The 25,141-nt window shown below is 62.0% G+C and carries 24 protein-coding genes; 6 read left to right on the top strand and 18 right to left on the bottom strand.

Features of this window, described 5'->3' with window-relative positions:
• Positions 1-17 precede the first annotated feature (17 nt).
• Genes ACQR1W_RS15475 through ACQR1W_RS15455 form a run of 5 tightly spaced genes read right to left on the bottom strand, consistent with a single transcriptional unit; the run spans position 18 to position 5,124 of the window.
• On the bottom strand, positions 18-431 hold the full coding sequence (locus ACQR1W_RS15475; RefSeq protein WP_008973080.1) for a Rieske (2Fe-2S) protein: 414 nt from the start codon (positions 429-431) through the stop codon (positions 18-20).
• Positions 428-1,534, bottom strand: a complete 1,107-nt coding sequence (locus ACQR1W_RS15470; RefSeq protein ID WP_434851559.1) for an amidohydrolase family protein — start codon at positions 1,532-1,534, stop codon at positions 428-430. Before ACQR1W_RS15470 ends, ACQR1W_RS15475 begins: the two co-directional genes overlap by 4 nt.
• On the bottom strand, positions 1,531-2,655 hold the full coding sequence (locus ACQR1W_RS15465) for an amidohydrolase family protein (RefSeq protein ID WP_434851558.1): 1,125 nt from the start codon (positions 2,653-2,655) through the stop codon (positions 1,531-1,533). The genes ACQR1W_RS15470 and ACQR1W_RS15465 overlap by 4 nt, the downstream gene beginning before the upstream one ends.
• A 53-nt stretch (positions 2,656-2,708) precedes the next feature.
• Positions 2,709-3,758 carry an ABC transporter substrate-binding protein gene (locus ACQR1W_RS15460; RefSeq protein ID WP_434851557.1) on the bottom strand — a complete coding sequence of 350 codons (1,050 nt, stop codon included), beginning with the start codon at positions 3,756-3,758 and terminating at the stop codon, positions 2,709-2,711.
• A 4-nt stretch (positions 3,759-3,762) separates the two neighbouring features.
• Positions 3,763-5,124, bottom strand: coding sequence for a Rieske 2Fe-2S domain-containing protein (locus tag ACQR1W_RS15455; RefSeq protein ID WP_434851556.1), 1,362 nt, complete (start codon positions 5,122-5,124; stop codon positions 3,763-3,765).
• Between the two features lie 152 nt (positions 5,125-5,276).
• Between ACQR1W_RS15455 and ACQR1W_RS15450 the strand changes: the two genes are divergently transcribed.
• Entirely contained in the window at positions 5,277-5,759 is a 483-nt protein-coding gene (locus ACQR1W_RS15450; RefSeq protein ID WP_434851555.1) for a MarR family winged helix-turn-helix transcriptional regulator, read from the top strand.
• A gap of 99 nt (positions 5,760-5,858) precedes the next feature.
• Here ACQR1W_RS15450 and ACQR1W_RS15445 read toward each other — a convergent pair whose 3' ends face one another.
• The 5 genes from ACQR1W_RS15445 to ACQR1W_RS15425 form a co-directional block, all read right to left on the bottom strand.
• Positions 5,859-6,800 carry an alpha/beta fold hydrolase gene (locus ACQR1W_RS15445; RefSeq protein ID WP_434851852.1) on the bottom strand — a complete coding sequence of 314 codons (942 nt, stop codon included), beginning with the start codon at positions 6,798-6,800 and terminating at the stop codon, positions 5,859-5,861.
• 51 nt (positions 6,801-6,851) lie between these two features.
• Positions 6,852-7,286 carry a nuclear transport factor 2 family protein gene (locus ACQR1W_RS15440; protein ID WP_434851554.1) on the bottom strand — a complete coding sequence of 145 codons (435 nt, stop codon included), beginning with the start codon at positions 7,284-7,286 and terminating at the stop codon, positions 6,852-6,854.
• A 34-nt stretch (positions 7,287-7,320) separates the two neighbouring features.
• Positions 7,321-8,502, bottom strand: a complete 1,182-nt coding sequence (locus ACQR1W_RS15435; RefSeq protein ID WP_434851553.1) for an MFS transporter — start codon at positions 8,500-8,502, stop codon at positions 7,321-7,323.
• 26 nt (positions 8,503-8,528) lie between these two features.
• Positions 8,529-9,158: an FMN-dependent NADH-azoreductase gene (locus ACQR1W_RS15430; protein ID WP_434851552.1), complete on the bottom strand. Its 630-nt coding sequence runs from the start codon at positions 9,156-9,158 to the stop codon at positions 8,529-8,531.
• Positions 9,159-9,224: 66 nt separating this feature from the next.
• On the bottom strand, positions 9,225-10,109 hold the full coding sequence (locus tag ACQR1W_RS15425; RefSeq protein WP_434851551.1) for an alpha/beta fold hydrolase: 885 nt from the start codon (positions 10,107-10,109) through the stop codon (positions 9,225-9,227).
• Positions 10,110-10,237: 128 nt separating this feature from the next.
• Between ACQR1W_RS15425 and ACQR1W_RS15420 the strand changes: the two genes are divergently transcribed.
• A complete protein-coding gene (locus ACQR1W_RS15420) occupies positions 10,238-11,143 on the top strand; it encodes a LysR family transcriptional regulator (protein ID WP_434851851.1) in 906 nt (301 codons plus the stop codon).
• A 137-nt stretch (positions 11,144-11,280) separates the two neighbouring features.
• On the opposite strand, the gene ACQR1W_RS15415 is transcribed toward ACQR1W_RS15420, so the two are convergent.
• The 8 genes from ACQR1W_RS15415 to ACQR1W_RS15380 form a co-directional block, all read right to left on the bottom strand.
• On the bottom strand, positions 11,281-11,988 hold the full coding sequence (locus ACQR1W_RS15415; RefSeq protein ID WP_434851550.1) for a L,D-transpeptidase: 708 nt from the start codon (positions 11,986-11,988) through the stop codon (positions 11,281-11,283).
• 696 nt (positions 11,989-12,684) lie between these two features.
• A complete protein-coding gene (locus ACQR1W_RS15410; protein ID WP_434851549.1) occupies positions 12,685-13,431 on the bottom strand; it encodes an SDR family NAD(P)-dependent oxidoreductase in 747 nt (248 codons plus the stop codon).
• Positions 13,432-13,481: 50 nt separating this feature from the next.
• On the bottom strand, positions 13,482-14,444 hold the full coding sequence (locus ACQR1W_RS15405; RefSeq protein ID WP_434851548.1) for a carbohydrate kinase family protein: 963 nt from the start codon (positions 14,442-14,444) through the stop codon (positions 13,482-13,484).
• Between the two features lie 32 nt (positions 14,445-14,476).
• Positions 14,477-15,169 (bottom strand): class II aldolase/adducin family protein, encoded by a 693-nt coding sequence (locus ACQR1W_RS15400; RefSeq protein ID WP_434851547.1) that lies wholly within the window; start codon positions 15,167-15,169, stop codon positions 14,477-14,479.
• A gap of 260 nt (positions 15,170-15,429) precedes the next feature.
• Complete coding sequence (locus tag ACQR1W_RS15395; RefSeq protein ID WP_434851546.1) at positions 15,430-15,999, bottom strand: peroxidase-related enzyme; 570 nt, start codon at positions 15,997-15,999, stop codon at positions 15,430-15,432.
• Between the two features lie 15 nt (positions 16,000-16,014).
• On the bottom strand, positions 16,015-18,327 hold the full coding sequence (locus ACQR1W_RS15390) for a molybdopterin-dependent oxidoreductase (protein WP_434851545.1): 2,313 nt from the start codon (positions 18,325-18,327) through the stop codon (positions 16,015-16,017).
• A complete protein-coding gene (locus ACQR1W_RS15385) occupies positions 18,324-19,082 on the bottom strand; it encodes a CoA-transferase (protein ID WP_434851544.1) in 759 nt (252 codons plus the stop codon). Before ACQR1W_RS15385 ends, ACQR1W_RS15390 begins: the two co-directional genes overlap by 4 nt.
• On the bottom strand, positions 19,079-19,891 hold the full coding sequence (locus ACQR1W_RS15380) for a CoA transferase subunit A (RefSeq protein ID WP_434851543.1): 813 nt from the start codon (positions 19,889-19,891) through the stop codon (positions 19,079-19,081). Before ACQR1W_RS15380 ends, ACQR1W_RS15385 begins: the two co-directional genes overlap by 4 nt.
• 244 nt (positions 19,892-20,135) lie before the next feature.
• On the opposite strand from ACQR1W_RS15380, the gene ACQR1W_RS15375 reads away from it, so the two are divergent.
• From ACQR1W_RS15375 to ACQR1W_RS15360, 4 genes are all read left to right on the top strand, one after another.
• Entirely contained in the window at positions 20,136-21,290 is a 1,155-nt protein-coding gene (locus ACQR1W_RS15375) for an ABC transporter ATP-binding protein (protein WP_434851542.1), read from the top strand.
• Positions 21,287-23,074 (top strand): ABC transporter permease subunit, encoded by a 1,788-nt coding sequence (locus tag ACQR1W_RS15370; protein WP_434851541.1) that lies wholly within the window; start codon positions 21,287-21,289, stop codon positions 23,072-23,074. Before ACQR1W_RS15375 ends, ACQR1W_RS15370 begins: the two co-directional genes overlap by 4 nt.
• A gap of 137 nt (positions 23,075-23,211) precedes the next feature.
• The gene (locus tag ACQR1W_RS15365; RefSeq protein ID WP_434851850.1) at positions 23,212-24,201 is read left to right on the top strand and encodes an extracellular solute-binding protein; all 990 of its coding nucleotides are present in this window, start codon (positions 23,212-23,214) and stop codon (positions 24,199-24,201) included.
• 113 nt (positions 24,202-24,314) lie between these two features.
• Complete coding sequence (locus ACQR1W_RS15360; protein ID WP_434851540.1) at positions 24,315-25,130, top strand: IclR family transcriptional regulator; 816 nt, start codon at positions 24,315-24,317, stop codon at positions 25,128-25,130.
• Positions 25,131-25,141 lie beyond the last annotated feature (11 nt).

Genomic DNA, 25,141 nt, shown 5'->3' with positions numbered 1-25,141 from the left:
TTTTGCGACGCTGATCGCTAAATCTCGACCACGACATATTGCTGCTCGACCGATACCGAAAAGGTCTCGGCTCGCAGCGTGTCGTCGGTGAGTGCTCCGCCCGGCTCGACCTTCAGATCGTAGCTTCGCACCTTGGTCCGGTCAGGCTCGCAGCGCGACTTGCCGGTCCGCAGATCGAACTCCCAGCCGTGCCAGGGGCAGCGCACGAATTCGCCACGCCGGCTAAACTGATAAGAGCCGGGCTCACTGGCCTCCACGAGACCGACGACGCGTCCCTTGCACAAAGACGCGCCATTGTGAGGACAGCGATTTCCAACTGCGAAATACTCGCCTGCGATATTGAAGATGCCGATCTCCCGACCCGCCAGGGTCACTAAGAGCCGCTGCCCCGGCGGAATCTGGTCGACGGTTGCAACGACATGCCGCGTCATTGGTCGAATCCATAGAAGGTCCGAGCATTGCCATAGAGCAACTGGTGTCGCTGCGCTTCGGTCAGGTTTGCCTTGAACGCGGTGCGCGGATCGTCGAAATCCCAATGCGGATAGTCGGTCGCAAAGAGCAGACGATCCCAACCGATCCGGTCAAACAGGTCGATCAGGGCGGCAGAGCTTCCCGGCTCCTCCATCGGCTGCGTGGTGAACCACACCTGCTCGCGGACATATTCGGACGGCGGCCGCTTCACCTGGGGAACTTCGCTGCGCAGCCTGTTCCAGTGCTTGTCCATCCGCGCGGTGAATGACGGGATCCAGCCCAGGCCTCCCTCCATGATGACGATACGCAGCGTCGGAAAACGCTCGAACACACCTTCGAACACCAGGCTCGCCAGCACCGCCTGCATGGCCTGTGCGACCATATGATGCTCTTCCATGTAATAGGACGACCAGCCGCCGGCGGTAGAGGGATGGCCGCCCGTTCCTCCGACGTGGATCGTGATCGGCAGGTTGTTGCGAACGGCGGCTTCAAAGATTGGCCAGTATCGACGGCGCCCGAGCGGCTCGTCCGTGCGCGGCAGCAGCAGGATCTGCGTGAAATTCGGGTCGCCGCCGCGCGCATCGATTTCGGCAACGGCACCTTCGGTGTCTTCCTGCGCAACCAAGACCGATGCACGCAGGCGCGGCTCCTGCCGGATCCAGCGTTCGACCTGCCACGTGTTCATCGCGCGCGTCAGCGCCACGCCGAGGTCCAGATTGCGCTGACTACCGGGATTCCAGCGCAACGGAATCAGCATCCCGATCTCGACCCCATTGGGATCGAGATGCTGCTTCCGCAACAAGTCGAGGCTTGATCCCGGCGGCCCGCCCTCCTCCGGATAGGCATCGACGCGGGCGGCATCCGGCGACATTCGCGGATGCGACAGCGCCTCGGAAAAGGCGTGGCGAAGATGGCTGCCGTAGACTGCCAGATGGTCGATCCAGCGCTTCTCCAGATAAGGATGGATCTCCTTCCACGAGATCATTGCCGGATGAATGTCGCAATCGATGATCTGGAGCCTGTATTTAGCTGATTGGCTCCGTTCCATGTCCATCATGGTCATAGCGCAATCTCCATGGTCTGATTGGCCTTCGCCAACCGCGGATAGGCAGCAAGCGCGTTTTCGCTCAGGATCTTGCGGAACAGGTCAGCCGGCAGATCCTGCGGCAGTGCCGAATCGCCATCAAACTGCCAATGCGGATAGTCGGTCGAGAACAGGAACAGGCTGTCGGATTTCACGTGATCGACCAGGCGGGCAATCGCCTCGCGTTCGTCGGCGGCATCGACCGGCTGCACCGTGAAGCGGACGTGATCGCGAATGATTTCGGACGGCGCGCGCGTTACCCATGGCACCTCTGCGCGCACGCCCTTCCAGGTCTTGTCAGCGCGCCAGATAAACCCGCTGAGCCAGGTCAGGCCCGACTCGATGGCGACCACTTTCAAATCGGGAAACTTCGCGAACACACCTTCGGCAATCATGCTTTGCAGCTGGTTTTCGAAGGCGGCCGACTGCGCGATGTAGTCCTCGACAAAATGTGACGGCCATCCCACCGGGGTCGGCGCATAACGATAGGCGCTGCCGGCGTGGACGCCGATCGGAAGTCCCAGCCGTTCCGCCAACCGGTAGATCGGCCAATGCTGACGGCGACCGAGCGTGAGTTCGCCCGACACCAACATCATGATCTGCACAAAGCGGAAATCGTCAGCCCGACGCTCGATCTCCGCAACCGCAAGCTCGGTATTATGCGCGGGAATGACGATCGAGGCGCGAAGCCGCGGGTCGCGGTTGAGCCACTCATCCCTGATCCAGTCGTTGGTCGCCCGGCAGAATGCCGCCGCCATGTCCTCGCTGTGAAAAACCTGGGCGCCGTACAGGCAGTTGAGAATGCCGTATCGTGCCTGATAACGATCGAGGACATGCTCCTGCATCGCCGCGAGCGACGAGCCCGGCTTGTCTCCTTCGCCGAGCGTCCAATCGGGACGACAGGACAGAGGTGCGTTCTGCGGGTAGCTGGTGAGGCTGAGGTTCAGGCGGTCGAGCGCGCGGACAGCAACCATCTCGCGCCAGTAGTCGTCGAGATAGGGCAAGAGGACGTTCATCCCGGGAACGGCGGGATGCAGATCGCAATCGATGGCGCCGGCATATCGGCTGACGCGATCAGCGCTGGCTGTATTTCCTGTCATGGCTGTCCACCTCTTTGATCTTCCAGCGTCCACCGAGCGGGTCGGTCCAACTGTTACGGGAAGATCTCCCGTGCAAGCGCTAACATCTTGTCCATCTTTGTCGCGTCGGTGGTGCCGAGCAGCTTGCTCTTCTCGAGTTCGGTCATCGCAGGATTGACGTCGGATAACGTGTCCGTCGTGACCGGAAGCAGACCGAGATTGGCGAAGCCCTGCTGCATCTTCTGGCCGAGATAATATTCCATCAGCAGCCGGGCGGCATTTGGATGGGGTGCGTTCCTGAGCAGCGCCAGATCGTAGCCGATATAGGGCATGCCCTCTTTTGGCGCGAGGAGCTTGACCGGCAATCCCTTGAGCTCCGGCATCGAGGTCAGACTGTCCGGCAGATAGATCGGGAGTTCGCCGCGGGCGATCCGACGCTCATTGGCCGGAATTTCGCGACTGAACTTGATGTCCTGCTTTGCGAGCTTCTCGAGAAATTCACGACCGAAATGCTCGTGAAGAACATAGAACAGCACCCCGCCGCCGCCGAGGGCGCGGAAATCGTCACTGAGGATTTTGCCTTTCCAGCGCGGATCGGCGAGATCGAGCCAGCTCTTGGGCTCGTCGTCGGCCTTTACGAGCCTGGTGTTGACAAGGATTCCATAGATAATCGCGAACACCGGCAGGCGGATCTCGTCGCTCTTGAACTCCGGCTTCAGATGACCCAGGCTTGGAAGCGAGCCATACGGATCGAACACGTGGTCCTGCGCGATCTGCAACGTGGTCGTCGTCCGCCCGTTTTCCGATACGTCGGCGACAAATCGGCCGGCTGCCTGCTCAATACGAATCCGCTCGCGCACCTCGCTGGCGCGCGCTTCGAGGATGTCTACAGTGATGCCGTAGTTCGCCTCGAAATCCTTCTTCAGCTGCTGATGCGCAGCAAGGCCAACAAAGGCGCTGTACAGCACCACGTGACCTTCCTTCTTCGCGGCATCAACCAGCTTGCCCCACTCATCCTCCGCGCGTGCCGATTGCGGCAATGAGAGCATGGCGGACCCGGCGGCGATGCCGAGCAGAGCCGCGCGCCGGGTGATCAAGGGGTACGCCCGATCGCCCAATGACATCGTCTTACTCCGCGGCTTGCTGAGCGGGCGCCGGCCAGCGAATGGCTGATTTCAACTGCTCCTGATACGCCTCCAGCCAATCGACTTCCGCGTCGGCATAGAACGAACCCGCGCGCGCCTTCCAGAACACTTCGGTGTCGTCGACCCCGGGCGGCACAGTGCCATTCTCGGCGAAGGCGCGTGCCACATTGAGCAGCCGGCGGCGCGTGCGCGAGATCATGATATCGCTTGGCGCAAGATGCTCTTTGGTGTGATCGACGATCGGCCCCATGCTCTCGGTGACGGCCTGATCCTGCATCACGATGTTGCGGATGCCGGAATAGATCAGGTTGCTGCGCATCGCCTCGCGGTCAATCTGCCAGTCGTTGCCGGCGTTCTGCACCGGCCGCCAGCGCCCGAACCAATCAGTGCTATTGGGAAGATACTCCAGAGGGTCCGCACCACCGATACCGCCGCCCGACTTCAGCTTCGACGTCGAATAGGTCGCTCCCTTGGCTCGGCCGCCATAGATCGAGATCAGCATCGTATGGGCGTCGTCCATAGGCACCCATGCCTTCGCCACAACGTGATCGGAGAAGTCCGCGTTCGGCGTCTGCGTCCAGAACGGGAGAGAAAAGTGCGCCATGCGCCAGTGCATTCTGCCGTCGGGGTCGGGCCGGTAAGCCCCGTACATCGTGCCCCATTCAGTGTCAGCAATCTTGTACTCCGGGGCGCGATTGGCCACGGTATGGCGAGCCGGGTGCCCCTCCTCGAAGTCCTCCGCCTTGATATGGCCAGCATGGAGAAAACCAAAATGCGAGGTGTCGATATCGCCTTCCAGCCCCTGCAGCCAGTTGGCCTCGCGCTGCAGCATCGTGATGGTCAGGTCCTGCTCGGGGACAAACAGGGCTTCATGCATCGGCAGCGGAGGTGCTTCGGCGCGCGAGCCCATATAGACCCAGATCAGCCCTGCCTGCTCCCTGACCCGATAGCTCTTGGCGCGCACCTTCTCCTTGAAATCCTGGGGCGGCGGAACGTTCGGCATCTCCAGGCAGTGGCCATCCACGTCAAACTTCCAGCCATGATAGACGCAACGGATTCCGTTTTCCTCGTTACGGCCAAGGAACAACGAGGCGCAGCGGTGCGGACATTGATGATCAAGCACGCCGACCCGGCCTGCGCTGTCACGGAACGCGATCAGCGCCTCCCCGAGCAGCATCAGCCGCATCGGGTCGCCATCGGCTTTCAACTCCGAGGAAAGCGCGGCGGGAATCCAGTACTGCCGCATCATCTCGCCCATGACCGTGCCCGGCCCGACGCGCGTCAAATCATAGCCATCCGTCGCCTTGGACATGCTTTCCTCCCGATTTTTTTGCGTGCGCTGCACGATTTCAAATTAATTGCATTATGCAATTATTTTGATCCACGTCAATGACATCGCTGCTCTCGGGCGCGGGGCGTGCTCATTGAGACGCAAACCGGGCGTCGTTATAGTTCCCCGCGATCGCTGTCCACGAAACAAAGGAATGCTGCCAACCCATGAAGAGCAAAACGCCCATCATTCCGCTCGAACATTGGATTGGCTATCGGTTCAGTCGTATCGCAGCTCGCGTGGGCAACTACGTTGCTCAGATGTATGTGGCCCGCCATGACCTGACGATGCCGGCGTGGCGCTGCCTTGCCGTCATCGCCCGGTATCAGCCGTTGACGGCGAAGGAGCTCGCGACACTGACATCGACCGATGCCTTCAAGGTCACCCGCGCCATCGAACTATTGGTACGCCGCAAGCTTATCCGGCGCGACGTCGACAAAGACGATAGACGTCGCGCAAGCCTCAGCCTCACGTCCGAAGGACGCACGGTCTACAAGGACGTCGAGAAGTTTACCATGCGTCTTGAGCAAGAGCTGACCGCCGAGTTTGACCAGGCCGAAACTGCAATGTTGCGACAACTTCTCGATAAGCTCGATCGGCAGTTCGAGACCAGGATCGGCGTACATTCCTGGGAAAAGTTTCAAAAATAAGCGTGCGCAAGGTAGCCCAATATGTCGGGTCTTCCCAAAGCTGCAAGCCTTCCGGCGATCGGGGACGAGATTTGAGGCGCGGCACGGCGTAGCGCTCCGTTAAATGGGGTGACTGGCCAGGAATGCGAGAATGAGACCCGCGATCTCATCGTTCCTCTCGTCGAGCGCGAAATGGCCGGCTTCGAGCAAATGTATTTCAGCGTCTGGCACGTCGCGCTTGTACGCCTCTGCCCCAGCGGCGATGAACGAGGGATCGTTCCGTCCCCAGACCACCAGGGTCGGCGGCTTGTGCTCCCGCAGCCACGCTTGCCATGCAGGATATGAGGCGACATTCGTCCGGTAGTCGTAGAGCAAATCTGCCTGGATCTCGCGTTGGCCGACTCGCGACAGGTAGGCGTACTCATCGGTCCAGGTATCCGGGTTGTAACGGTCAGGATGCGAGGTGCCAAGCGTATGACGCTGTTCGGTCGCGGCCTGTGATACGAACGTGTCGAACACTTCAGGATGCGCCTTTGGATCGGCCCAATACTGCGCGATGGCGGTCCACTTCGCGCCGAGGCCCTCTTTGTAGGCGTTTGCATTCTGGATGATGAGAGCCTGCACCCGCCCCGGGTGCGTCAGGAGCATGCGGAAACCGACCGGCCCGCCATAGTCATGAAGGTAGAAGGCGCATTTGCTGATCTTGAGCTGATCGAGCAGGCCATTCATCGTCGTCGCCAAATGGTCGAAGGTGTACGCATAGGATGATGGCGGCGGAGCCTCGCTCTGACCGAACCCCGGAAAGTCCGGTGCCACCAGATGATAATGGGTGGCAAGCAAGGGAATGAGCGTATCGAACTCGCGCGAGGAGGACGGAAAGCCGTGCAGCAACACGATCGTTGGCGCATCCTTCGGACCGGCTTCGCGGTAGAAGATGCCGACGCCATCGACGATCACGCGGTGATAGGTCGTGGTGGCAGAGGTGGACTCCATGGGTGCGGCCTCCACAGCATGGGCAACGATCGACGCGACCGCAGCTGCCACAACAGCGAGAATTTTCATCATTGTATTCCTTCCTCGTCAACTCACTTTCATCGGATTGCTGCATGCGAGCTATGAGCTGATCTGCGCGCCGTCGCTGCCACTGGCGTGCCGCTGCTGCATGGCCCGATGGATCAACAGCGTATCCGTATACATGTCGAAACGAGCGAGCTTGCCGTCGGCAACGTGCCAGACATGCGCGAAGGGTACGCGCATAGCCCTGCCCGTCGCCTTGTTGACCCCGGAATAGGCACCGAGGCTGACGACGCGATCCCCTTCAACGATGAAATCGTCAGCAACGGCAGAGAAATTGTCCCAGTCGCGCGCCAGTGGGACCAGCAGCTTATTGAGGACGTCTTGCGGGTGGCGCCAGGTGCCGCTGTAATAGGGAAAGCCCTCGGCCTCGGTCCAGTGCAGATCGGCATGTAACAAGCCTACAACCGCAGTTGCATCGGCCCGCGATACGGCGTCGTAGAAGGCTCGGACTGTTTGAACTGCTTTGCTCATGGATTGTTGCTCCTTTTGGCTGACGACATGAATTTCAGATCGAGGCAGAGAGCCTTATCGATCGTGAGACATCTGCGGCGGCGATGCGGCTTGTTGCGAGTTCGGCTACGATGAGTGCGACGACAGCCAATCCAGCCCCTATGATTCCGAGGTTGTGCGCGCCGAGGACTTGGATTCCCGCAGCACCGACAATGCCGGCGGCGGAGATGCCGAAGAAGGAACCTGCCGTGTTGAGGCCCAACAGCACCGGCGCGATCGACGGGGCAAGACCAACCAGCCGATGCTGCTGCGGCACCAGCAGTCCCCAACCGGCGGCGCCCCAGATCACGATCGCGGGCACAGCGGTCCAAAGCCCTCTGCTGGTCCACGGCATCAGCGCACTGTCGATCGCCAGCACAGTCAACATCGCGAGAATCACCTTGCGCGGGCCGATCCGGTCGATCAGCCGTCCGGAGGCGAGGTTCGCGAAGGTGCCGGCCGCACCCCACAGCACAAGCAGCGCCCCCAGCACCACGGCGTTTCCGCCGATCGCACGGTCGAAAGCGACGGCGAAGTAGGTGTACACGGTGAATATTCCGGTCAGACCAAGAAAGGTCGTCGCGAGCGTCAATCCGACACGCACGTCGGCGAGCGGCGCGAGGCGCTTGCTCAAAGAGACCGCCGGGGGCAGCGGCACGTCGGTCAGGAAGACCCAGACGCCGAGGCCGGCAACGGTGCCGAGAGCGGCCACGAAGGCCATGGTCCAGCGCCAGTCGCCCAGGCCGCCGATGACGGCGCCGGTCGGCGAGCCGAGCGCGGTGGACAGGGTGAGCCCGGCGACGACGACGGAAAGAGCAAAGCCTCGCCGCTCAGCGGGAACGAGCATAGCAGCCGATCCCGTGGCCGTCGGCGAGAACATCGCCGCGCCGAGGCCAGCGAAAGCTCGTGCCAACAGTGCGATCCCGAAACTCGGAGCCACTGCAGTTGCCAGGTTGGCGAGCACGAAGATGGCGGCCCCTGAAAGAAGGAGGCGCTTGCGCGGTATCGCCGCTGCGATCGCGGCAACGGTCGGTGAGAGCAAGGCGAAGGTGACCGAATACACGGTTGTCATTTGGCCAGCGGCTCCGATGCTCACATCGAAAGCGCGCGAGATTTCCGGCAGCACGCCGGCAACGACATAGCTGTCCGTGCCAAGCGCAAACATGCCGATCGCCAATACCAGGAGGCGGCGGTCCATGGTCATTCTCCTCGATTTTCGCTGTGTCAGGCGCGAGCCGCGAGGAACCGAGCTATCGCTGCGGCGGCCTCGAAGCTGCCCTCGGGATCCGGGTTGAGAAGGGTTGGCTGGAAGCGGATCTCTTCGATGTCAGTGACGCCGGCTTGGTTCAGCCAGTCCCGCAGATAGGTCGAGTGATGGTCGACGCCGAAGGCCGGAGACGGCATCGATGGGCCGAACGCACCGCTCGTCAGCGCCAGCACCGCTTTCTTGTGCTTCAGCAGTCCGACGTAACCTGTCTGGGGATCAAGGCCCCATAGCAGGCCTGGCTGATGAATCACGTCGATGTACTGTTTCAGGCGGTAGGGAATCCCGCCGTTCCACATCGGGACTGCGATCAGATAGCGGTCCGCGGAGACGAAGCGCTTCGCGACCGCCGTGATCTCGTCCCAGGCGGTCTTCTGGCGGCCTTCGTGGGCCTGACCAGCGATGACCGCCATCTTCGCGGAGACCTTGTCACCGTCGAAGTCGGGAAGCTTTTCCTGCGCGAGGTCAAGCGTGTCGACGGCTAGATCGGGAAACCGCTCGCGCAGCGCAGCTGCATAAACATCGGCGATAGCGCTGCTCTTGGAGGCGGCGCCGCGCGGCGAAGCTTTGATGTATAGCAATTTGGTCATGGTTGAGGTTCTTAGTTTGAGGAGGTTTGATCGCAGATGGGCGACGGACGTCGACGGCGGGCTCGCTCAGCCGGCGGCGGAATTGGCTTCGGGAACGAAGACCGCCTTGATCTCGGCGGCGACCTGCGGGGCGTTTTCGTCGAGCACAAAGTGGCCGGCATCGAGCCAGACCAGCTTCGCGTCGGGCAGATCATTCAGGTAGGCGCGCGCCCCCGGCGGGATGAAAAACGGGTCGTGCTTGCCCCAGACGATCAGCGTCTTCGGTCGGTGCGCGCGGAAAGACGCCTGCCATTCGGGATAAAGCGCGACGTTAGTCTTGTAGTTCTCGAGCAGATCGATCTGGTAGTCCTGTGTGCCCGGACGATCGAGCAGCGCCTGGTCGAGAATCCAGTTGTCCGGGTTGATCGCTTCGGGATCGCTCGCCCCGACCAGCCACTGAAATTTGGTGCCTTCCAGGCTGACGAACTCGCGCGCAGCCTTTTCCGTTTCCGGCGTGCGGTTCTCCCAGAGCGGCAGCAGCACCTTTTTGGGCGCATCACCGACGCCTTCGATGTAGGCGTTGGCGTTCTGAATGATGAAGCCTCTCACCCGCTCGGGGGCTCGCGTGAACAGGCGGAAGCCGATCGGCCCGCCATAGTCCTGCATGTAGAGGATGTACGAATCGAGCTTCAACACCTCGATCAGGCCGGCGACATGAGACGCCAGGCTGTCGAAGCTGTAGGTGAACGCATCCCGCGACAGCGCGTCCGAATGACCGAAGCCGACGTAATCAGGCGCGATCAGATGGAAGCGATCGGAAAGCAGCGGCATCAGGTCGCGGAACATCTGGCTGCTGGTCGGCAGGCCATGAAGCAGCAGAATGGTGGGAGCAGAAGGGTCGCCGGCCTCTCGGTAGAAGATCTTGTGGCCTTTTACGGTTGCGCTGCGGTGGTGGGTGCGGGTCGTGGTCATCGTCTCTCCTCGACGGTTCGGACGCCGCGGACAGGGTGGTGTGTGGCGCCGCCCTGTCGTTTATGCCTTCCAAAAATTTGCGGCAGTCGCTAAGTTTGGGAGGAGACCTCTCGCTTTATGGAAGCCCATTGGATCGCCTGGACGCCATGTCGGTGCTGCTTGCGGCGGCGGAGAGCGGCAGCCTCTCGAAAGCGAGCCGTGATCTCCGGCTTCCGCTGGCGACGGTCAGTCGCAAGGTCGCGGAGCTTGAGGCATACCTGAACGCAACCTTGCTGATCCGATCCGCAAAGGGGCTGGAGTTGACGCCGGCGGGCCGGTCCTATGTCAGCGCCGCGAAGGCGATCCTCGAGCAGGTGACCGAAGCCGAGCGCGCGGCCGCGGGCGAATACACCGAGCCGAAGGGGGACTTGGTGGTCACCGCGCCGATCATGTTCGGACGGTTGCATGTGCTGCCGGTGGTGACACGCTTCCTGGCCGCGTACCCGGACGTTTCCGTTGGGCTGGTCATGACCGATCGGGTCGCGCACTTCCTGGATGATCAGGTCGATGTCGCGCTGCGGATCGGCCCTCTACCGGATTCGAGCCTGATCGCGACGCGTTTGGGCACGGTGCGACACGTGATCTGCGCAAGTCCCGACTATCTCGCTACGAACGGCATCCCATCCACGCCCGACGACCTCGCACGGCACAGTGTGATTTCGTTTCAGAGCGTGTCGGTGTTGAGCTCCTGGGATTTCGTGTCCGAAGGCGCCGAGATCACGGCCTCATTCCGCTCGCGTCTCAGCGTGAACACGATTGATGCGGCGATCGACGCGGGGCTGTCTGGGGCGGGCCTGGTCCGCGCGGTGTCCTACCAGATCGTCGACTACGTCCGCAGCGGCCGGCTCAAGCTCGTCCTCGAATCCTTCGAGCCGGCGCCACGCCTCGTGCATCTCGTCTACGACACACAGAGCCGGCTGCCCTTGAAGCTGCGCGCTTTCGTCGATTTCGTGGTCCCGCGCATGCGCGAGCGATTGATAGACGCAGCTCTTTAGACATCCGGACGGAGAATGCAATTCATGCCCGGAGTCTCGACCGCGATCATCAGGAGCACGATATCTTATCCAATCTTCCGCATGACGCAGTTCGCAGCAGTGAGAGCCGGGTTGAGATGCTACGGTCGACGGTTGCCTTATGCCGGCAGCACGATCACCTTCGTTTTGACGGGCGTTCGCGAATAGAGATCGATCATGTCCTGACTGAGGAGGCCGGTGCAGCCGCTCGTAATGCCGTTCCCGATCGTTTCGGGGTCGCTGGTGCTATAGATCGTGTAAAGCGTGTACACCCCATTTTGATAGAGGTAGAGCACGCGGGCACCAAGGGGATTGTCGAGACCTCCCGGCATGCCGCGAGCATATTTTCCCGCCTCCGGCTGGCGCGCGATCATCTCCTTCGGTGGCGTCCAGGTAGGCCATTCGGCCTTGCGCCCGACATAAGCCTCCCCGCTCCATCGAAACCCATCGCGGCCGACATTGGCGCCATAGCGGGTAGCGTTTCCCTCGCCCTCGATGCGGTAAACGTAGTATTTGCCGGGATCAACGATAATAGTACCGGGCGCCTCATTGCTGTCGTAGCGCACTGTCTTGCGAAAATATTTCGGATTGATCTTGCTAACATCGACCGCAGGGATCGGGAATTTCTCGTCGGGCACAGGTCCGTACACTTTCCCCGCCTCGGCCAGACTCATGTAGTCGGATGCGCAACCGGCCAGGCCCAATGCGGCGAGACCAGCCGCGGAGCCGAACAGAAACGCCCGGCGATTGAGAAGCCGCGACGGAAGCCCAGCCACAGCCCGCTCGCCCATCGCGTCGGGGTCGGCAATTCCACGATCCATGATCATGATTCGGATTTCCCCTTGTCCCGTTGTACGGCCGGAGAAGACTTTGGCATACAGCAGGAGGGAGGAGAAGTCGGAATGGTCTTATGTCGCGGAGCCAAGTAAGTTCCTGCTCCAACTCTGATTGTCGAACGCTCGCAAATATCGTGGTCATGATTCACTCCCAGCGGTCGGAGAGAACCTCGATGACGAAGGCAATGGGAACCGTGTTGCGAACGAGAGCGCCCAAGCATCCAGCCGGCCTATGTGTTGCAGACGGCTCTCGCCAAGTGCAGGGGGCGGCGTGACTTCGGCACTCTCAAACGGTGGCTTCGTGTAAGTCCTTGAAAGGTTTGGTGGGCGCACCAGGGCTCGAACCTGGGACCCGCTGATTGAGAGACACCGGCCGCCGTTGATTTTACAAGAGATTTGCCCCAACGGCAGCAAAAGCCGATCATTGCAGATCAATGGCTCACAGCAAAACATCCAACCGTACATTGGCCATGGTCCCCGACCGGGCGGTGCTTCCGATGCTGACTTCCAAGTGAAGAACCGAGGCCGACTGCAAGGACTTGGATTGGGAACGAACTTTGCTTTAAACAAACCTCCGAACAGCGGAATCAAAAGCTGCGCAGTCCGCTACACAGATCAACACGAACTCCGAAAAACCGCGAGAAAGCGACCCTAGAGATCGCAATAGGTTACAGTCACCCCCGGTTGTCAGCTGTAGAAGATACCTCCATCCACGTTCAAGGCCTGGCCGGTCACAAAGGCAGAATCGTCTGACGCAAAGAACGCCACGGGACCGACGACATCCTCCGGCTGCCCGAGCCGGTGCAGGTCCGTGACTTTCTCGAAATAGGCGACCCGCTCCGGATCGCGGAGATTGTTCAGTCCCATCTCCGTCACGATGATGCCCGGACATACGGCATTGACAGTGATGCCGTATCCCCCGAATTCCATGGATGAAACTCGCGTGAAGCCGACCACCGCCGACTTGGACGCCGCGTAGTGCGACTGTCCCGGACCGCCCGTTCGGGCGGCAAGCGAGGCGATGTTGACGATCCGTCCGTATTTGCGCGACTTCATATGCGCCACCACGGCCTGGGTCATCTGGAAGACGCCGCGCGTGTTCACGGCGAACGTCTGGTCCCACGTATCGGCCGTCAGTTCCTCGATGGTCGCCAGCCTGAGGATCCCCGCATTGTTGACGAGGACATCGATGTGCCCGAGACCCTGCACGGCGTCAGCCACGGCCCGCCTGCAATCGTCGATGGCGCTGACATCGCCCAGCACTGGAATGCAGCGGCCGCCGAGCTCTCTGACCTCAGCAACGGTCTCAAGAAGAACCTTCTCCTGGCCCGCCAGGTCGGTCAGCGCCAGATCGTAGCCGCGCCCCGCAAGACCAATGGCTATCGCGCGCCCAATTCCGCGACTGGCTCCCGTCACGATCGCATGTCGGGCCATGTTGCGTTCTCCTGTGTTGTTCGGATGAACTCTTTGATGGTCTGAAAAGATCAGGCGCGAGCAGGCCTGCGGACCGGGAGCGTGTTCATGGCTCGCACGGTCTCCTCGAACGATACGAGATTGGCGCCCGAACCCAGCCCCGTCGCGACGATCGCGGCCGTCGCAGTCGCGAGTTTGGCGCAGTCGAGCAGGTCCCAGTCGCGAACCAGCCCGGCGATGAAGCCACCGGTGTAGGAATCGCCGCATCCCGAAGTATCGCGGACCGCGACCTCGAACGCCGGCACCGTGAACTGACGTCCGTCGCTCGTCATCACGAATGAGCCGTCGCCACCGAGGGAGATCGCGCAGGCCCCCGCTCCCTTGTTGATGAAGAACCGCGCACACGCGGCGGGATCGTCGGTTCCGACCATGGCATTGGTCTCGTCGATGCTCGGCATGAAGAAGTCGACGTAGGGCAGCAACGGCTCGACCAGCGCCAGGGTTTCGCGGCGCGCCTGGATGAGATCCAGCGTCGTCGTGCAACCGGCCGCCTTCGCGTCCCGCAGCAACGCGACAGAAGGCGCTCCGTCCATCGCAAGCAGTGAGCCCACCCCACCAAGATGCAGAATCTTGCTCCGACAAGCAGCCTTTTGTGTTTCGGGTGGGATCCGCCAGCGAGCGGAAGCGCCTCTTGCGTGCATGACTGGACGCGAGCCGTCGGGTCGAATCGGCAGGATCGTGGCCGAAGTCGGACTATCGGCCATTCGCTCCATGAGAGAGATGTCGATCCCTTCACGCTCCAGCGCGTTCAACACCCAGTCTGCCTTCTCGTCGGAGCCGACGGCGCCCACCGCGAGCGCCTTCAGTCCCAGACGCGCGCAAGGGACGACCGTTCCGCCGGCAGTGCCGGCGACCGCGAGCCGAATTTCTTCGATCAGCAAGCGGCCGCCACCGGGCGGAATCTCGGTCACCGGGACGCCCAGAATATCCATGATATAAGTGCCGCAGACGCTGACGTCGTGAGTGTGGGCCATGAATTCTCGCGGGACAGTGGTTTGATGGTGATCTAGTTCGAGTGCTGAGGAGTCTTGGGCGTGTCGTCGCTATCGCGCAAGCCGTACTGCCCCCACCGCTTCAGGATGCTGTCGATCTCCTCGTCCGGCAGCAGCGGAGGAGAGCCAAGTTGAAGACAACCGTGATACTGCTTGGCGAGCACCTCGACCTCCACCGCGAGCCACATGGCCTTGCGCAGGTTGGGACCGATGGCGATCAGACCGTGATGTGCGAGCAGGCAGGCGCGGCGATAGCGAAGCGCGTCCAAGGCCGCCTGCGACAGCTCGGCCGTGCCGTATTGCGCGTACGGCGCGCAGGGGATGTCGTTACCGCCGGCCGCGGCGATCATGTAATGGATCGCGGGAATCGATCGATTCATGATCGCGATGATGGTGCAGAAGATTGGATGCGCGTGAACGACGGCGCCGACCTCCTGCTTCGATTTCAGGATATCGAGGTGAAAACGCCACTCCGTCGACGGAACGTTGCTGGCCGACGCGGTCCATGAACCATCCCACTTCATGACCACGATGTCCTCGGGCTTCATGCGGTCGTATGCAAGACCGGACGGCGTGAGCAGGATGCCATCATCGGTTCGGACGCTGATATTTCCAGAGGTTCCCTGGTTGATACCTTGCGCTGCCATCTCGCGACAAGCGTCGATGATGGACTGACGAAGTTCGCGCTCTGCTTCGCGGCTGGTCATACGCTGCTCCCACTCTCGTTGATGCCATTGCTCCGAACTAAACCTGCAGGTCGGTCAGCAGCCACGTGGTTCGTGCTTTGGCCAACACCTCTTGGTGCCAACTCAGCAAGCGGCCGCTCCTGCGGTGGTAGGGCGCACAATGTCACTTTGGCACCTCCGGCGACGTGCTTGGCGAGACGTCTCCATTGCCGGAGTTGGGCGGGCCCCCGGAATCGTCTGTCGATGACAAGCGATACCATCGCGGTCTTCGTCCGAGACGATCAGCGGCCCATTGCAAAGAACTCATCGTTCGGACGCATGCTTGTGACGTTAGCGAGGCGGTTCGACATGCCGAAGAATGCAGCGATAGCCGCTATGTCCCAGACGTCCTCCTCCGTGAATCCGTGCTCCTTCAGATCCTGAACGTCGGAGTCGTCCACCTCATAGGCTCGCGCTGAGACCTTCATCGCGAAATCGAGCATCGCCCTTTGCCGCGCAGTGATATCGGCCTTGCGATAGTTGACGGCGATCTGGTCCGCGATCCGCGGATTCTTCGCCCGCACGCGCAGGATGGCGCCGTGGGCGACAACGCAATACTGGCATTGATTGGCGCTGCTGGTCGCGACGACGATCATCTCGCGCTCGGCCTTGGTGATCGGGCCGGGCTTGTCCATCAGTGCGTCGTGATAGGCGAAGAACGCCCGAAACTCGTCCGGGCGATGCGCAAGCGTCAGGAAGACGTTGGGGACGAAGCCGGACTTCTCCTGAACCGCCTCAATCCGCGAGCGGATATCCTCGGGGAGCGTCGCGATGTCGGGGACGGGAAAGCGGCTGATGGCGGGCGCAGACACGTTCAAAAGCTCCTGTTAGACTGCCGCGAGCGCGACGAGCGATTCCTGATAGGCCTCGAACGCATCGCGCCGATCGGCGGCGTACGGCTCGACTCTCGCGAGGCAGGTGTGGGCCGAACAGCCCTGTCCGAATTGAGATGTGCCGATGTCAAGCGTGAGCACGTTCGGATTGCCGGCGACCTCGAGGCCGCTATTTCCTGTCGGCGTGAACCAGGCACCGGTCGGAAGCACCAGCACGCCCTGACGGATCTTGTCGGTGACCTCTGCCGTCGCAAGGCATTCCCCGCGGCCGTTCCAGATACGGATCGTCCCGCCATCAGCGATGCCGAGAGCAGCCGCGTCGTCAGGATGAAGGCGAGCCCGTTCACGGCCGTTGCGCTTCATGGCACGGCTCGATGCGCCGGTTTCGAGCTGGCTGTGAAGACGACCAACCGGCTGGTGCGAGATAAGGTGCATCTGGCCCGCATCGGCGGCGTTGCCGAGCCATTCAGCCGGTTCGATCCAGGCGGGATGCGCGCGGCAGTCGGCATAGTCCAGCCTGGCCAGGGTCTCGCTGCCGAGCACGATCTTCCCGCTTTCGGTCCTGAGCGCGTGCGCCTCCGGCTGGTTGCGGAAGTCGGCCAGGAACGTATGCTCTGCCTTGGCCGGGCAGCGGGCATAGCCGGCTTCCCAGAACGCATCGAAATCCGGCATCGCAAAGCCGAAGCGCTCCGAAGCGTCGCCGCGGCAGGCTTCGTAGAGATGCCGGATCCAGCCCATCTCGTCACGACCTTCGTTGAACCGTTCGGCCACTCCGAGCTTGCTGGCAATCGCGTTGAAGATCTCGAAGTCGGAACGGGCTTCGCCCAGCGGCTCGATGGCCTTTTTCATCGCCAGGATGAAGTCGGAGCGCCTGTTGCCGGCAAGATCGTTGCGCTCGATCGACGTGGTTGCCGGCAGCACGATGTCGGCCCGCTGGGCCGTCGCCGTGAACATCGGGTCCTGCACGATGATCGTTTCGGGCCTCGTCCAGGCTTCCGACAATCGATTGAGGTCCTGATGATGGTGGTAGGGATTGCCGCCCGCCCAATAGACCAGCCTCGTATCCGGATAGGTGCGGATCTCGCCTTCATAGCTGAATGGCCTGCCGGGATTGAGCAGCATGTCGCTGATCCGCGCCACCGGGATGAAGCTGTCGATGGGCCTGATCAGCTGTGAAATAGCTGGAGACCTGCCGAGGTTGAGTGGGGCTCCTACACCTCCCAAGGAAGCGTAGCCGTAGCCGACGCCGCCGCCCGGCAATCCGATCTGGCCGACAACCGATGCAAGTCCGAGCGCCGCCCAGAACGGCTGTTCGCCGTGATGGGCACGCTGCAGGCTCCAGCTCACGGTCAGCATGCTGCGCGTGTCGACCAGGCGCTTTGCCAGCAGGGCGATCCTGTCCGCATCGAGGCCGCAGATCTCCGCGGCCCACGCGGCTTCCTTGCGCACGCCATCCGTCTTGCCTTCGAGATAGCCGAGCAGGCGGTCCGCGCCGCTGGTGCAACGCGCGAGGAAATCCGTGTCGTGCCGGCCTGCCTTCACAATCTCACCGGCAAGGCCGAGCATCAGCGCGGTGTCTGTGTTCGGCCGGATCGGCCACCATTCGGCGTTGACCCAGTCGGGCAGATCGTCCTTGAGCGGCGAGACGTGAACGATCTTGACGCCGCGTTCGACGATTTCCCTGAGATAGGTTTCAAGCCGGTGGCTGCCGATTCCACCGGCCTCGTTTTGCGCGGTTCGCGGCGACAGGGCGCCGAACACCACCAGGGTCTCGGTGTGCTGCGCGATGGTATCGAGCGTATTGGCGCGGCCGCCGCATGCGTCGTCACTGCCCAGCGTGTGACGCAAGATCACAGGTCCTGCCGCGATGGAATAGGTGTCGACGTGTCTGGTGAAGCCGCCGACCAGATTGAGCATGCGCTTGAGAAGAGAAGAAGCATGATGCAGACGGCCGGAGTTGGTCCAACCATAGGAGCCAGCGAAGATCGACGCATTGCCGAACGTACCGGCCACGCGGCGCACTTCGCCGGCGACCAGCGTCGTCACCTCGTCCCAGCTCACCGGCACGAATTTCTCCCGGCCCCGGCCCCGGCGATCGCTTTTCTCACGTTTGTCCAGCCAGCCGGACCGGACCATTGGTCTCAGCACGCGCCGCTCCGGATTGGCCCATTCGGCGATGGAATGGATGATGGGGGACGGCGCCGGATCGTGCTCGAAGGGCTCGACGCCCACAATGCGATCATTCTCGACGAGGATCGTGTACGCACCCCAATGGCTGCAATGCGGGACCCGCTTGACCCTGGTCATGCGTCGACCGCCGCAAGATCTTGCCGCATCTGCGCAGCGAATTCGGGATAGGTCTCGGCGAGTTCGTCTAAGACGCGGCCGCGGAGCAGGTCGAGCGTCGATCGATCGGGCAGCGCGGTCTGCCGCGGCTCGGCGTCATGGGCGAACCGAAAGCCGGTTGCCTGCTTGATCTCCGCAAGATCATGCCCGGGATGAACACTTTCGAGCTCGAATCCCGGTCTGCTTTTGTCGAAGCGGAAGAGACCCTTGCTGGTCAGCAAGGCGACGGGGCCGCCGCGTCGGTAAATTCCGTCCTCGCTGACGCCCGGGGCGCTGATGAAGTCCACCTTCTCCACGAAGACGCGCGGCGTGTGCTCCTCACGGAACAGGATGACGCGCGGCACGACGAAATAGAGATAGGCCGATCCGAACGAGCCCGGCCACCGCACGCTCGAGCGCGGATAGCTCCCGGCGCCGACGAGGTTCACGTTGCCGAAGCCGTCAATCTGACCGCCGCCGAGGAAGAACGCATCGATCCGACCTTGACCCGCGCAATCGAACAGTTCCGCCGAACCGTTGGTGAAGAAATTGTGCTCGACGGACCCGAGGATGGAAATGCGCGGGCCGATGACGCCCCCCGTTTCCTTGAGCGCGCGCAGAAGCATCGCGCCGGCCGCAGGAATAGGAGACGAGGCTCCGACCGCGACATGCCTCACCCCATCTAGCAGCCGCGCGATCGTGCAGATCAGCACTTCGCGAGGAAGGATCTCGGTCATGACGCTGACTCCATCTGCGCCTGGGCCATGTAGGCCGAGAAGCCATCAGCGGTTCGCGCAGCTTTCGCGTACCGTGCGATCTCTGCGCTGTCGGCCGGATATTCACCCCACAGGCCGTAGGGCCAAGCCCCTTTCGGAGCGCGCGCCACCTCCGTGACGTAGAGCGCAGGCAGTACGCCGGCGGCGCTCATCTCATCCGCAAGCAGATTCTCCTCGACGATTCGCTCCACCGTGACGAGGACAATCCGCGAGGCGTAGGCCATTGCGGCAAGCTCGCGGCGCCGGCCGATCCAGACATTGCCGAAGCGATCAGCCATCGGCACGTGGAAGATCGCGACGTCGAGCTCGATGGCTGGGATCAGCACGATCGGATCGCCTCCGTCCGCCAGCGGATTGTCGACGACCCGCCAATCGTCGCGATGGCGGAGCAGGTCGGTTCCGATCAGCCCTCGAAGCGGCATGAAGGGACTGCCCTTCTGCGCCGCCATCAAGCCGGCATAGATGGCAGGACACGTTGCGTCCTTCAATCGAACGGCGCCTTCCTTGACAGCAGCGTTGAACCGGGGCGCGCCACCGGCCTCACCCAGCGAGACGGCGCTGGTCTCCACCGTCCGGACCAGACCTGCGCCGACGAGCTGGTCGACCTGCAATCCGCCGGTTGGAACGCAGACCAGATGGAGATTGCCCGCGCCATGCTCGATGATCGGCCGCGTCATAGCCATGGAGACGCCGGCGTAGTCGACCGGGAGCGCCATGCGCATGCCCGGCTCGATGTGCTTCGCCATTACGCGAGGCTCGCTCAACACCATCATCCTCCCCGAGGCATGTTCTATATTATAGAACGCTATTTCAAATTAAGTTAGGCGAATTTGGACGACACTGTCAATCTGGGTTGGCCGGCGACGGCCTCCGTTTGCAGCACCGCCCTCCCCTAACTGATCACCGGGCGCGCCATTGCGTTGCGATCGGGCAGCTCGACTTGACAAGATATGACGCAGCGCCAAGAATAATTGGAATAACGTTCTACAATATAGAACACCTGGGAGGGAGAGAATGGGTGAGCCCGCGGCTCTGCGCGCAATGCGCTCCGGCGATGCAAACGTTCGGACGTCGCGGACCGGTCGCCTCCGCGAAGGTGACGCCATCGGATCGAGCATTGCCGTCCGCGAAGCGGTGAAGCGATACGGCAGCTTTCATGCCGTCGACCGGATCAGTATCGATATTGAGCCGGGCGAGTTCATCACGCTTCTTGGCCCTTCCGGCAGTGGAAAGACGACGCTGCTCAACCTCGTGGCCGGATTCCAAAGCCTCGACAGCGGCGAAATCCTCGTCGACGGCAAGCCTGTCCACAACGTACCTACGCACAAGCGCGGCTTTGGCATGGTCTTCCAGAGCTACGCGCTCTTTCCGAACATGACGGTCAGCCAGAACGTCGCGTTTCCGCTTCGCATGGCCGGCGTCGACCGGGCCACGACCGAGCGACGCGTCGCGGAAACGCTCGAAATCATGCGGCTGACCGAGCATGCGACGAAATCTCCCTCCCAGATGTCGGGTGGGCAGCAGCAGCGCGTCGCGATCGCCCGCGCCATCGTCAAGAGGCCCAAGGTCGTGCTGATGGACGAACCCCTCAGCGCCCTGGACAGGCGGCTGCGGGAGTCGATCCAGATCGAGATCCGCGACCTCCACCAGACCATCGGCAGCACGATCCTGTTCGTCACCCATGACCAGGGAGAAGCGCTGACGATGAGCGACCGCATTGCAGTGCTCAACGCCGGCAGGATCGTTCAGATCGGCCGGCCGCTGGACATCTATCGGCATCCGACCGACCGCTTCGTCGCCTCGTTCGTCGGCGAGAGCAACCTGATCGAGGCGGATATTCTCCAGAAGCGCGGATCAACGCTGACGATGAAGAACCGCGCGGGATACGTGTTCTGCGCCGAAAGCCGCGACACGATCGATGTTGGGCGTGCGACCGTGCTGGTGCGTCCGGAACGCATTGCCGTGTCGAACGAGCCGACTGCGAATTCCGTGCCGGTCAGCGTCACATCCGCGATCTTCCTCGGCGAGATCTTGCGGATCGAGGCGCGAATGGAGAGCGGAGAGCCACTCCTGATCAGGTGTACCGACATGGCCAACCGGCCCCTGCCCGCCGTCGGGGATCGCCTCCACGTGAGCTGGGACGCCGCGGACTGCTGGGTGCTTGCATGACCTCCGCATCGATCGGCGCCCCCGCAGACCGTCCTGCGACCCTCGATCTGGCCAGGAGATTGAAGGATCCGGCGCTGTTGCTCCTGCCCGCGCTTGCCTTTCTCTCCTTCATCTACGTCCTCCCGCTGATCGACCTCATCCGGATCAGCGTGAGTGGGCCATCATGGTCGTCGTATTTCGAGCGGGTCTTCGCGATACCGCTCTATTGGGATTCGCTCGTCCGCACGATGCAGATCTCGGTGACGGTCGCAGGTCTGTGCTTGCTGTTCGGATATCCGACTGCGCTCCTCATTCACCGCAGTCGCGGCATGGCCCAGGTCTTGATCGCGACCGCGATCGTACTGCCCTACTTCATTGCCATCCTGATCCGGACCTATGCCTGGATGGTCCTGCTCGGCCGCAACGGGCCGGTCAACAAGCTGCTGGTCTCGCTCGGCATATTGAGCGAGCCTGTGCAGCTTCTCTTCAATCGCGGCACCGTGCTGCTCGGCATGACCGCGGTGCTCCTGCCGCTGATGGTGCTGACGATCTATTCCAGCGTGGCGCGCCTTGATCAAAGCCTGCCCCGAGCAGCGCTGGCGAGCGGCGCCGGGCCGATCGCGGCATTCTGGCGCGTATCGTTCCCGCTGACCTTGCCCGGCATGGGCGCAGGCTTCCTGCTGGTCTTCGTCGCCGCGATCGGCTTCTTCATCACGCCGACTCTGCTCGGGGGACCCGGCGACCAGATGTTCGCCATGCATATCACGCAGCAGGCAGACTCGGTCACATCAGAAGGATTTTTGCAGGCCTTGGGCGTGGTGCTGCTGACCATCACGCTGGCGGTTGTCGCCGTGGCCGGGCGCTTCCTCGGCTTCGAGTTCATCTGGGGCGGCCGCAAGCTGACGGAGACCGCGCCAATTCCGACAGACCGCTACGCCAAAGCGAGCCATCGCGGTCTCGGCGCTTCAGCTGCCGACCTGATCGGTTGGCCTATTCTGAGGTTGTTCGGGCGCCTGCCGGCGAGTTGCGGGACCTGGAGCGTTCGCATCATGGGGGGCATGGTCATTGCCATTCTCATCCTACCGATCATCGTGGTGATGATCATTTCCTTCAGCAACGCGAGCTATCTGACCTTCCCGCCGCCGGGCTTCTCGCTGCGCTGGTATGAGCAGTTCTTTTCCGATTCCAATTGGATGCGGGCGTTCTGGACATCCCTTATCGTCGCGGCGATGTCGGCCGGCATTGCGATCGTGCTAGGCGCGTCGGCAGCACTCGGCATCGTCCGGAGCAGCATTCGCGGCAAATCCGCCATCATGCTGTTTCTGGTGAGCCCGATCATCGTTCCTCCGGTCGTTCTCGGCCTATCGCTCTACAGCTTGTTTCTGCGTTTCGATCTCGTCGGCTCCGTCTTTGGCCTCGCCGCCGCGCATGCGATCGGCGGCCTTCCCATCGTCGTGGTGATCCTGTCCGCCTCGCTTCAAGGCGTCGATGCGAGGCTCGAACAGGCGGCCTCTGTCCATGGCGCGTCGGCTCTGACGGTGTTCCGCCTCGTGACGATGCCGGCCATCATGCCGGGCCTCGCTGCAGCGACGTTCTTCGCCTTCCTGCACTCGTTCGACGAATTGGTGCTGACGCTGTTCCTCTCGAGCGCGCAATTGAAGACGCTTCCGCTCATGCTGTGGGGCGACATCAACTATCGCCTCAATCCGGTGCTGGCCGTGGTCTCGACGCTGGAGGTGCTGCTGGTAATCGCAGGGCTCGTCCTTGCACGGCCCGTTCTCGCCGCGTCGCGGAAGGCGGCGTGATACAGATCGATGTCAAATGGAGGAAAGATAAAATGCTGGGAATGAGACGCTTGCGACTGTCGGCTTTCGCTCTGACCTCTGCCGTGTTTGTCACAATGGGAACGGCCCCGTGTCATGCGCAGAGCAACGTCGTGATCATGCAGGACCCAGGTGGCGGATACGGCGATGCATTGCGCAAGGTCATGTACGACCCGTTCGAGAAGGAGACCGGCATCAAGGTCGTCACCGTACAGGAGGCCCGTAGCGGCCCGCGCATCAAGGCGCAAGCCGAAGCCGGCAAGGCGCAATGGGACCTGACGTTCATCTTCGACCAGGAAACGAAGTTGCTCGGCGACTGCTGCCTGGCCGACATCGACTACTCCAAGCTGTCAGACGCAGCTAAACAGACCCTGGCGGCGATGCCGGAGAATTTGAAGCGCAAGAAGGGCGTGGCATTGCAGGTGATCGGCGTCGGCCTTGTCTATAACAAGGACAAGTACAAAGGGGACAATGTACCGACGAGCTGGGCCGACTTCTGGGACGTGAAGAAGTTTCCCGGGCGACGCTGCATGCCCGCTTGGCCGAGGTTCGTATTCGAGGCGGCGCTGATGGCCGACGGCGTGGAGAAGAGCAAGCTCTACCCGATCGACATGGAGCGGGCGCTGAAGAAGGTCAAGGAGATCAAACCCTATATTGCGAAATGGTGGACCACGGCCGCGCAGCCGCCGCAGCTCCTGCTCGATGGCGAAGCCGACATGTGCATGGCCTACACCGGCTCCATGAGCAAGCTCGCCCTGGAGGGTGCGCCGATCGACCTGACCTTCAATCAGGGCTTCGTCTACTACGACTTCTTCTCGATACCCAAGGGAGCTCCGAACTACGACAACGCGCTGAAGCTGCTGTCCTGGCGGCTCGAGGCCAAGCGCGCGGCGCAGCTCACTTCGACCTTCCCGGTCGCCCTTCCCTCCCCCATTGTGTTCGAGGCGGCGACCGACAAGAAGCTTGCCCGCTACTGGGCCAACAATCCGGACAACGTGTCGAAAGCAATCGAATGGAGCCCGGATTATTGGGGCGCAGCTTCGCCGGCAGGAAATTCCACCAACGAAGAGTACGGGCAGGAGAAGCTTAACGCCCTGCTGGCCCAATAGGCCGGCTGACCAGCCCCGATCCGAAATGATTGGGGTTGGTCCCACCCGCGGGCTATGGCCGATTGCGCGGCCATGCTAGATCGAGCGAAAGATCATTCTAATTTGGCTGGTGGATGGATAAGGCTTTTACCAAGGGACTGCGCCTCCTGGAAGCACTTGCTCTGAGCGAGCAGCCCCGTGGGGTCACGGACCTCGCGGGCGAGCTGAAGCTCACCAAGAGCAACGTGCATCGGCTGCTGATGACGTTGCAGTCACAAGGCTATGTGCGCCAGATACCCCCGCACAGCACATACGAGCTCACGACCAAGATCTGGGCCCTCGGCAGCCACGTGATCCACCGAATGGACCTCATCAACGTCGCGCGGCCGGCGATGGCGAAGCTTGCCGAGATCACTGGCGAAACCATTCATCTCTCCGTGCTCGAGGATACGGACGTCGTCTATGTCGACAAGATCGAAAGCGCTCACCACATCCGCGCGCATACGAGCGTAGGCATGCGCGCCCCCGCGTTCACCATGGCGACGGGCAAGGCGATGCTCGCGCATATGCCTGATGATTACCTGGAACGATTCCGGCCGCATCTCAGGCGCTACACCGAAACGACACGAACGACGATCAAGGAGCTGCGTGAGGACATCGAGCTGGCACGCGCGCAGGGTTACTCCTCCGTGTTGCATGGCGAGTGGCGCGAGGGCATCGCGGCCTGCGCTTGCGCGATCCTCGGCCGCTCCGGTGAGCTCGTTGGAGCAATCGGCATGTCCGGGCCCGATACGCGCATCAAGCGCAAGCAGATCAAGGAGTATTCGGTTCACGTCATGGAGGCAGCCCGAGCCATCGGCGCTGCCCTTGGTTATTCCAGCCGACCGGCGGCATATCCTGCCTTGAGAGGCGACCCTACGCCTTCACATCAATCACGACGCGCACCTTGATCTTGCCGGCC

The organism is Bradyrhizobium sp. HKCCYLS1011, from assembly GCF_051167795.1.
GTDB lineage: Bacteria > Pseudomonadota > Alphaproteobacteria > Rhizobiales > Xanthobacteraceae > Bradyrhizobium.
Note: the sequence above shows the minus strand (reverse complement) of the source record. Positions and strands in the feature narration are given on the sequence as shown.

Excerpts from the sequence above, each read along its gene's own strand:
- ACQR1W_RS15365 (WP_434851850.1), top strand. The coding sequence starts at position 23,212 with ATGCAGGACCCAGGTGGCGGATACGGCGATGCATTGCGCAAGGTCATG.
- ACQR1W_RS15475 (WP_008973080.1), bottom strand. The coding sequence starts at position 431 with ATGACGCGGCATGTCGTTGCAACCGTCGACCAGATTCCGCCGGGGCAG.
- ACQR1W_RS15405 (WP_434851548.1), bottom strand. The coding sequence starts at position 14,444 with ATGGCCCACACTCACGACGTCAGCGTCTGCGGCACTTATATCATGGAT.
- ACQR1W_RS15425 (WP_434851551.1), bottom strand. The coding sequence starts at position 10,109 with ATGACCACGACCCGCACCCACCACCGCAGCGCAACCGTAAAAGGCCAC.
- ACQR1W_RS15370 (WP_434851541.1), top strand. The coding sequence starts at position 21,287 with ATGACCTCCGCATCGATCGGCGCCCCCGCAGACCGTCCTGCGACCCTC.
- ACQR1W_RS15415 (WP_434851550.1), bottom strand. The coding sequence starts at position 11,988 with ATGATCATGGATCGTGGAATTGCCGACCCCGACGCGATGGGCGAGCGG.
- ACQR1W_RS15385 (WP_434851544.1), bottom strand. The coding sequence starts at position 19,082 with ATGACCGAGATCCTTCCTCGCGAAGTGCTGATCTGCACGATCGCGCGG.
- ACQR1W_RS15465 (WP_434851558.1), bottom strand. The coding sequence starts at position 2,655 with ATGACAGGAAATACAGCCAGCGCTGATCGCGTCAGCCGATATGCCGGC.
- ACQR1W_RS15410 (WP_434851549.1), bottom strand. The coding sequence starts at position 13,431 with ATGGCCCGACATGCGATCGTGACGGGAGCCAGTCGCGGAATTGGGCGC.
- ACQR1W_RS15435 (WP_434851553.1), bottom strand. The coding sequence starts at position 8,502 with ATGGACCGCCGCCTCCTGGTATTGGCGATCGGCATGTTTGCGCTTGGC.
- ACQR1W_RS15440 (WP_434851554.1), bottom strand. The coding sequence starts at position 7,286 with ATGAGCAAAGCAGTTCAAACAGTCCGAGCCTTCTACGACGCCGTATCG.
- ACQR1W_RS15360 (WP_434851540.1), top strand. The coding sequence starts at position 24,315 with ATGGATAAGGCTTTTACCAAGGGACTGCGCCTCCTGGAAGCACTTGCT.
- ACQR1W_RS15430 (WP_434851552.1), bottom strand. The coding sequence starts at position 9,158 with ATGACCAAATTGCTATACATCAAAGCTTCGCCGCGCGGCGCCGCCTCC.
- ACQR1W_RS15400 (WP_434851547.1), bottom strand. The coding sequence starts at position 15,169 with ATGACCAGCCGCGAAGCAGAGCGCGAACTTCGTCAGTCCATCATCGAC.
- ACQR1W_RS15380 (WP_434851543.1), bottom strand. The coding sequence starts at position 19,891 with ATGGTGTTGAGCGAGCCTCGCGTAATGGCGAAGCACATCGAGCCGGGC.
- ACQR1W_RS15375 (WP_434851542.1), top strand. The coding sequence starts at position 20,136 with ATGGGTGAGCCCGCGGCTCTGCGCGCAATGCGCTCCGGCGATGCAAAC.
- ACQR1W_RS15460 (WP_434851557.1), bottom strand. The coding sequence starts at position 3,758 with ATGTCATTGGGCGATCGGGCGTACCCCTTGATCACCCGGCGCGCGGCT.
- ACQR1W_RS15445 (WP_434851852.1), bottom strand. The coding sequence starts at position 6,800 with ATGAAAATTCTCGCTGTTGTGGCAGCTGCGGTCGCGTCGATCGTTGCC.
- ACQR1W_RS15450 (WP_434851555.1), top strand. The coding sequence starts at position 5,277 with ATGAAGAGCAAAACGCCCATCATTCCGCTCGAACATTGGATTGGCTAT.
- ACQR1W_RS15390 (WP_434851545.1), bottom strand. The coding sequence starts at position 18,327 with ATGACCAGGGTCAAGCGGGTCCCGCATTGCAGCCATTGGGGTGCGTAC.
- ACQR1W_RS15470 (WP_434851559.1), bottom strand. The coding sequence starts at position 1,534 with ATGACCATGATGGACATGGAACGGAGCCAATCAGCTAAATACAGGCTC.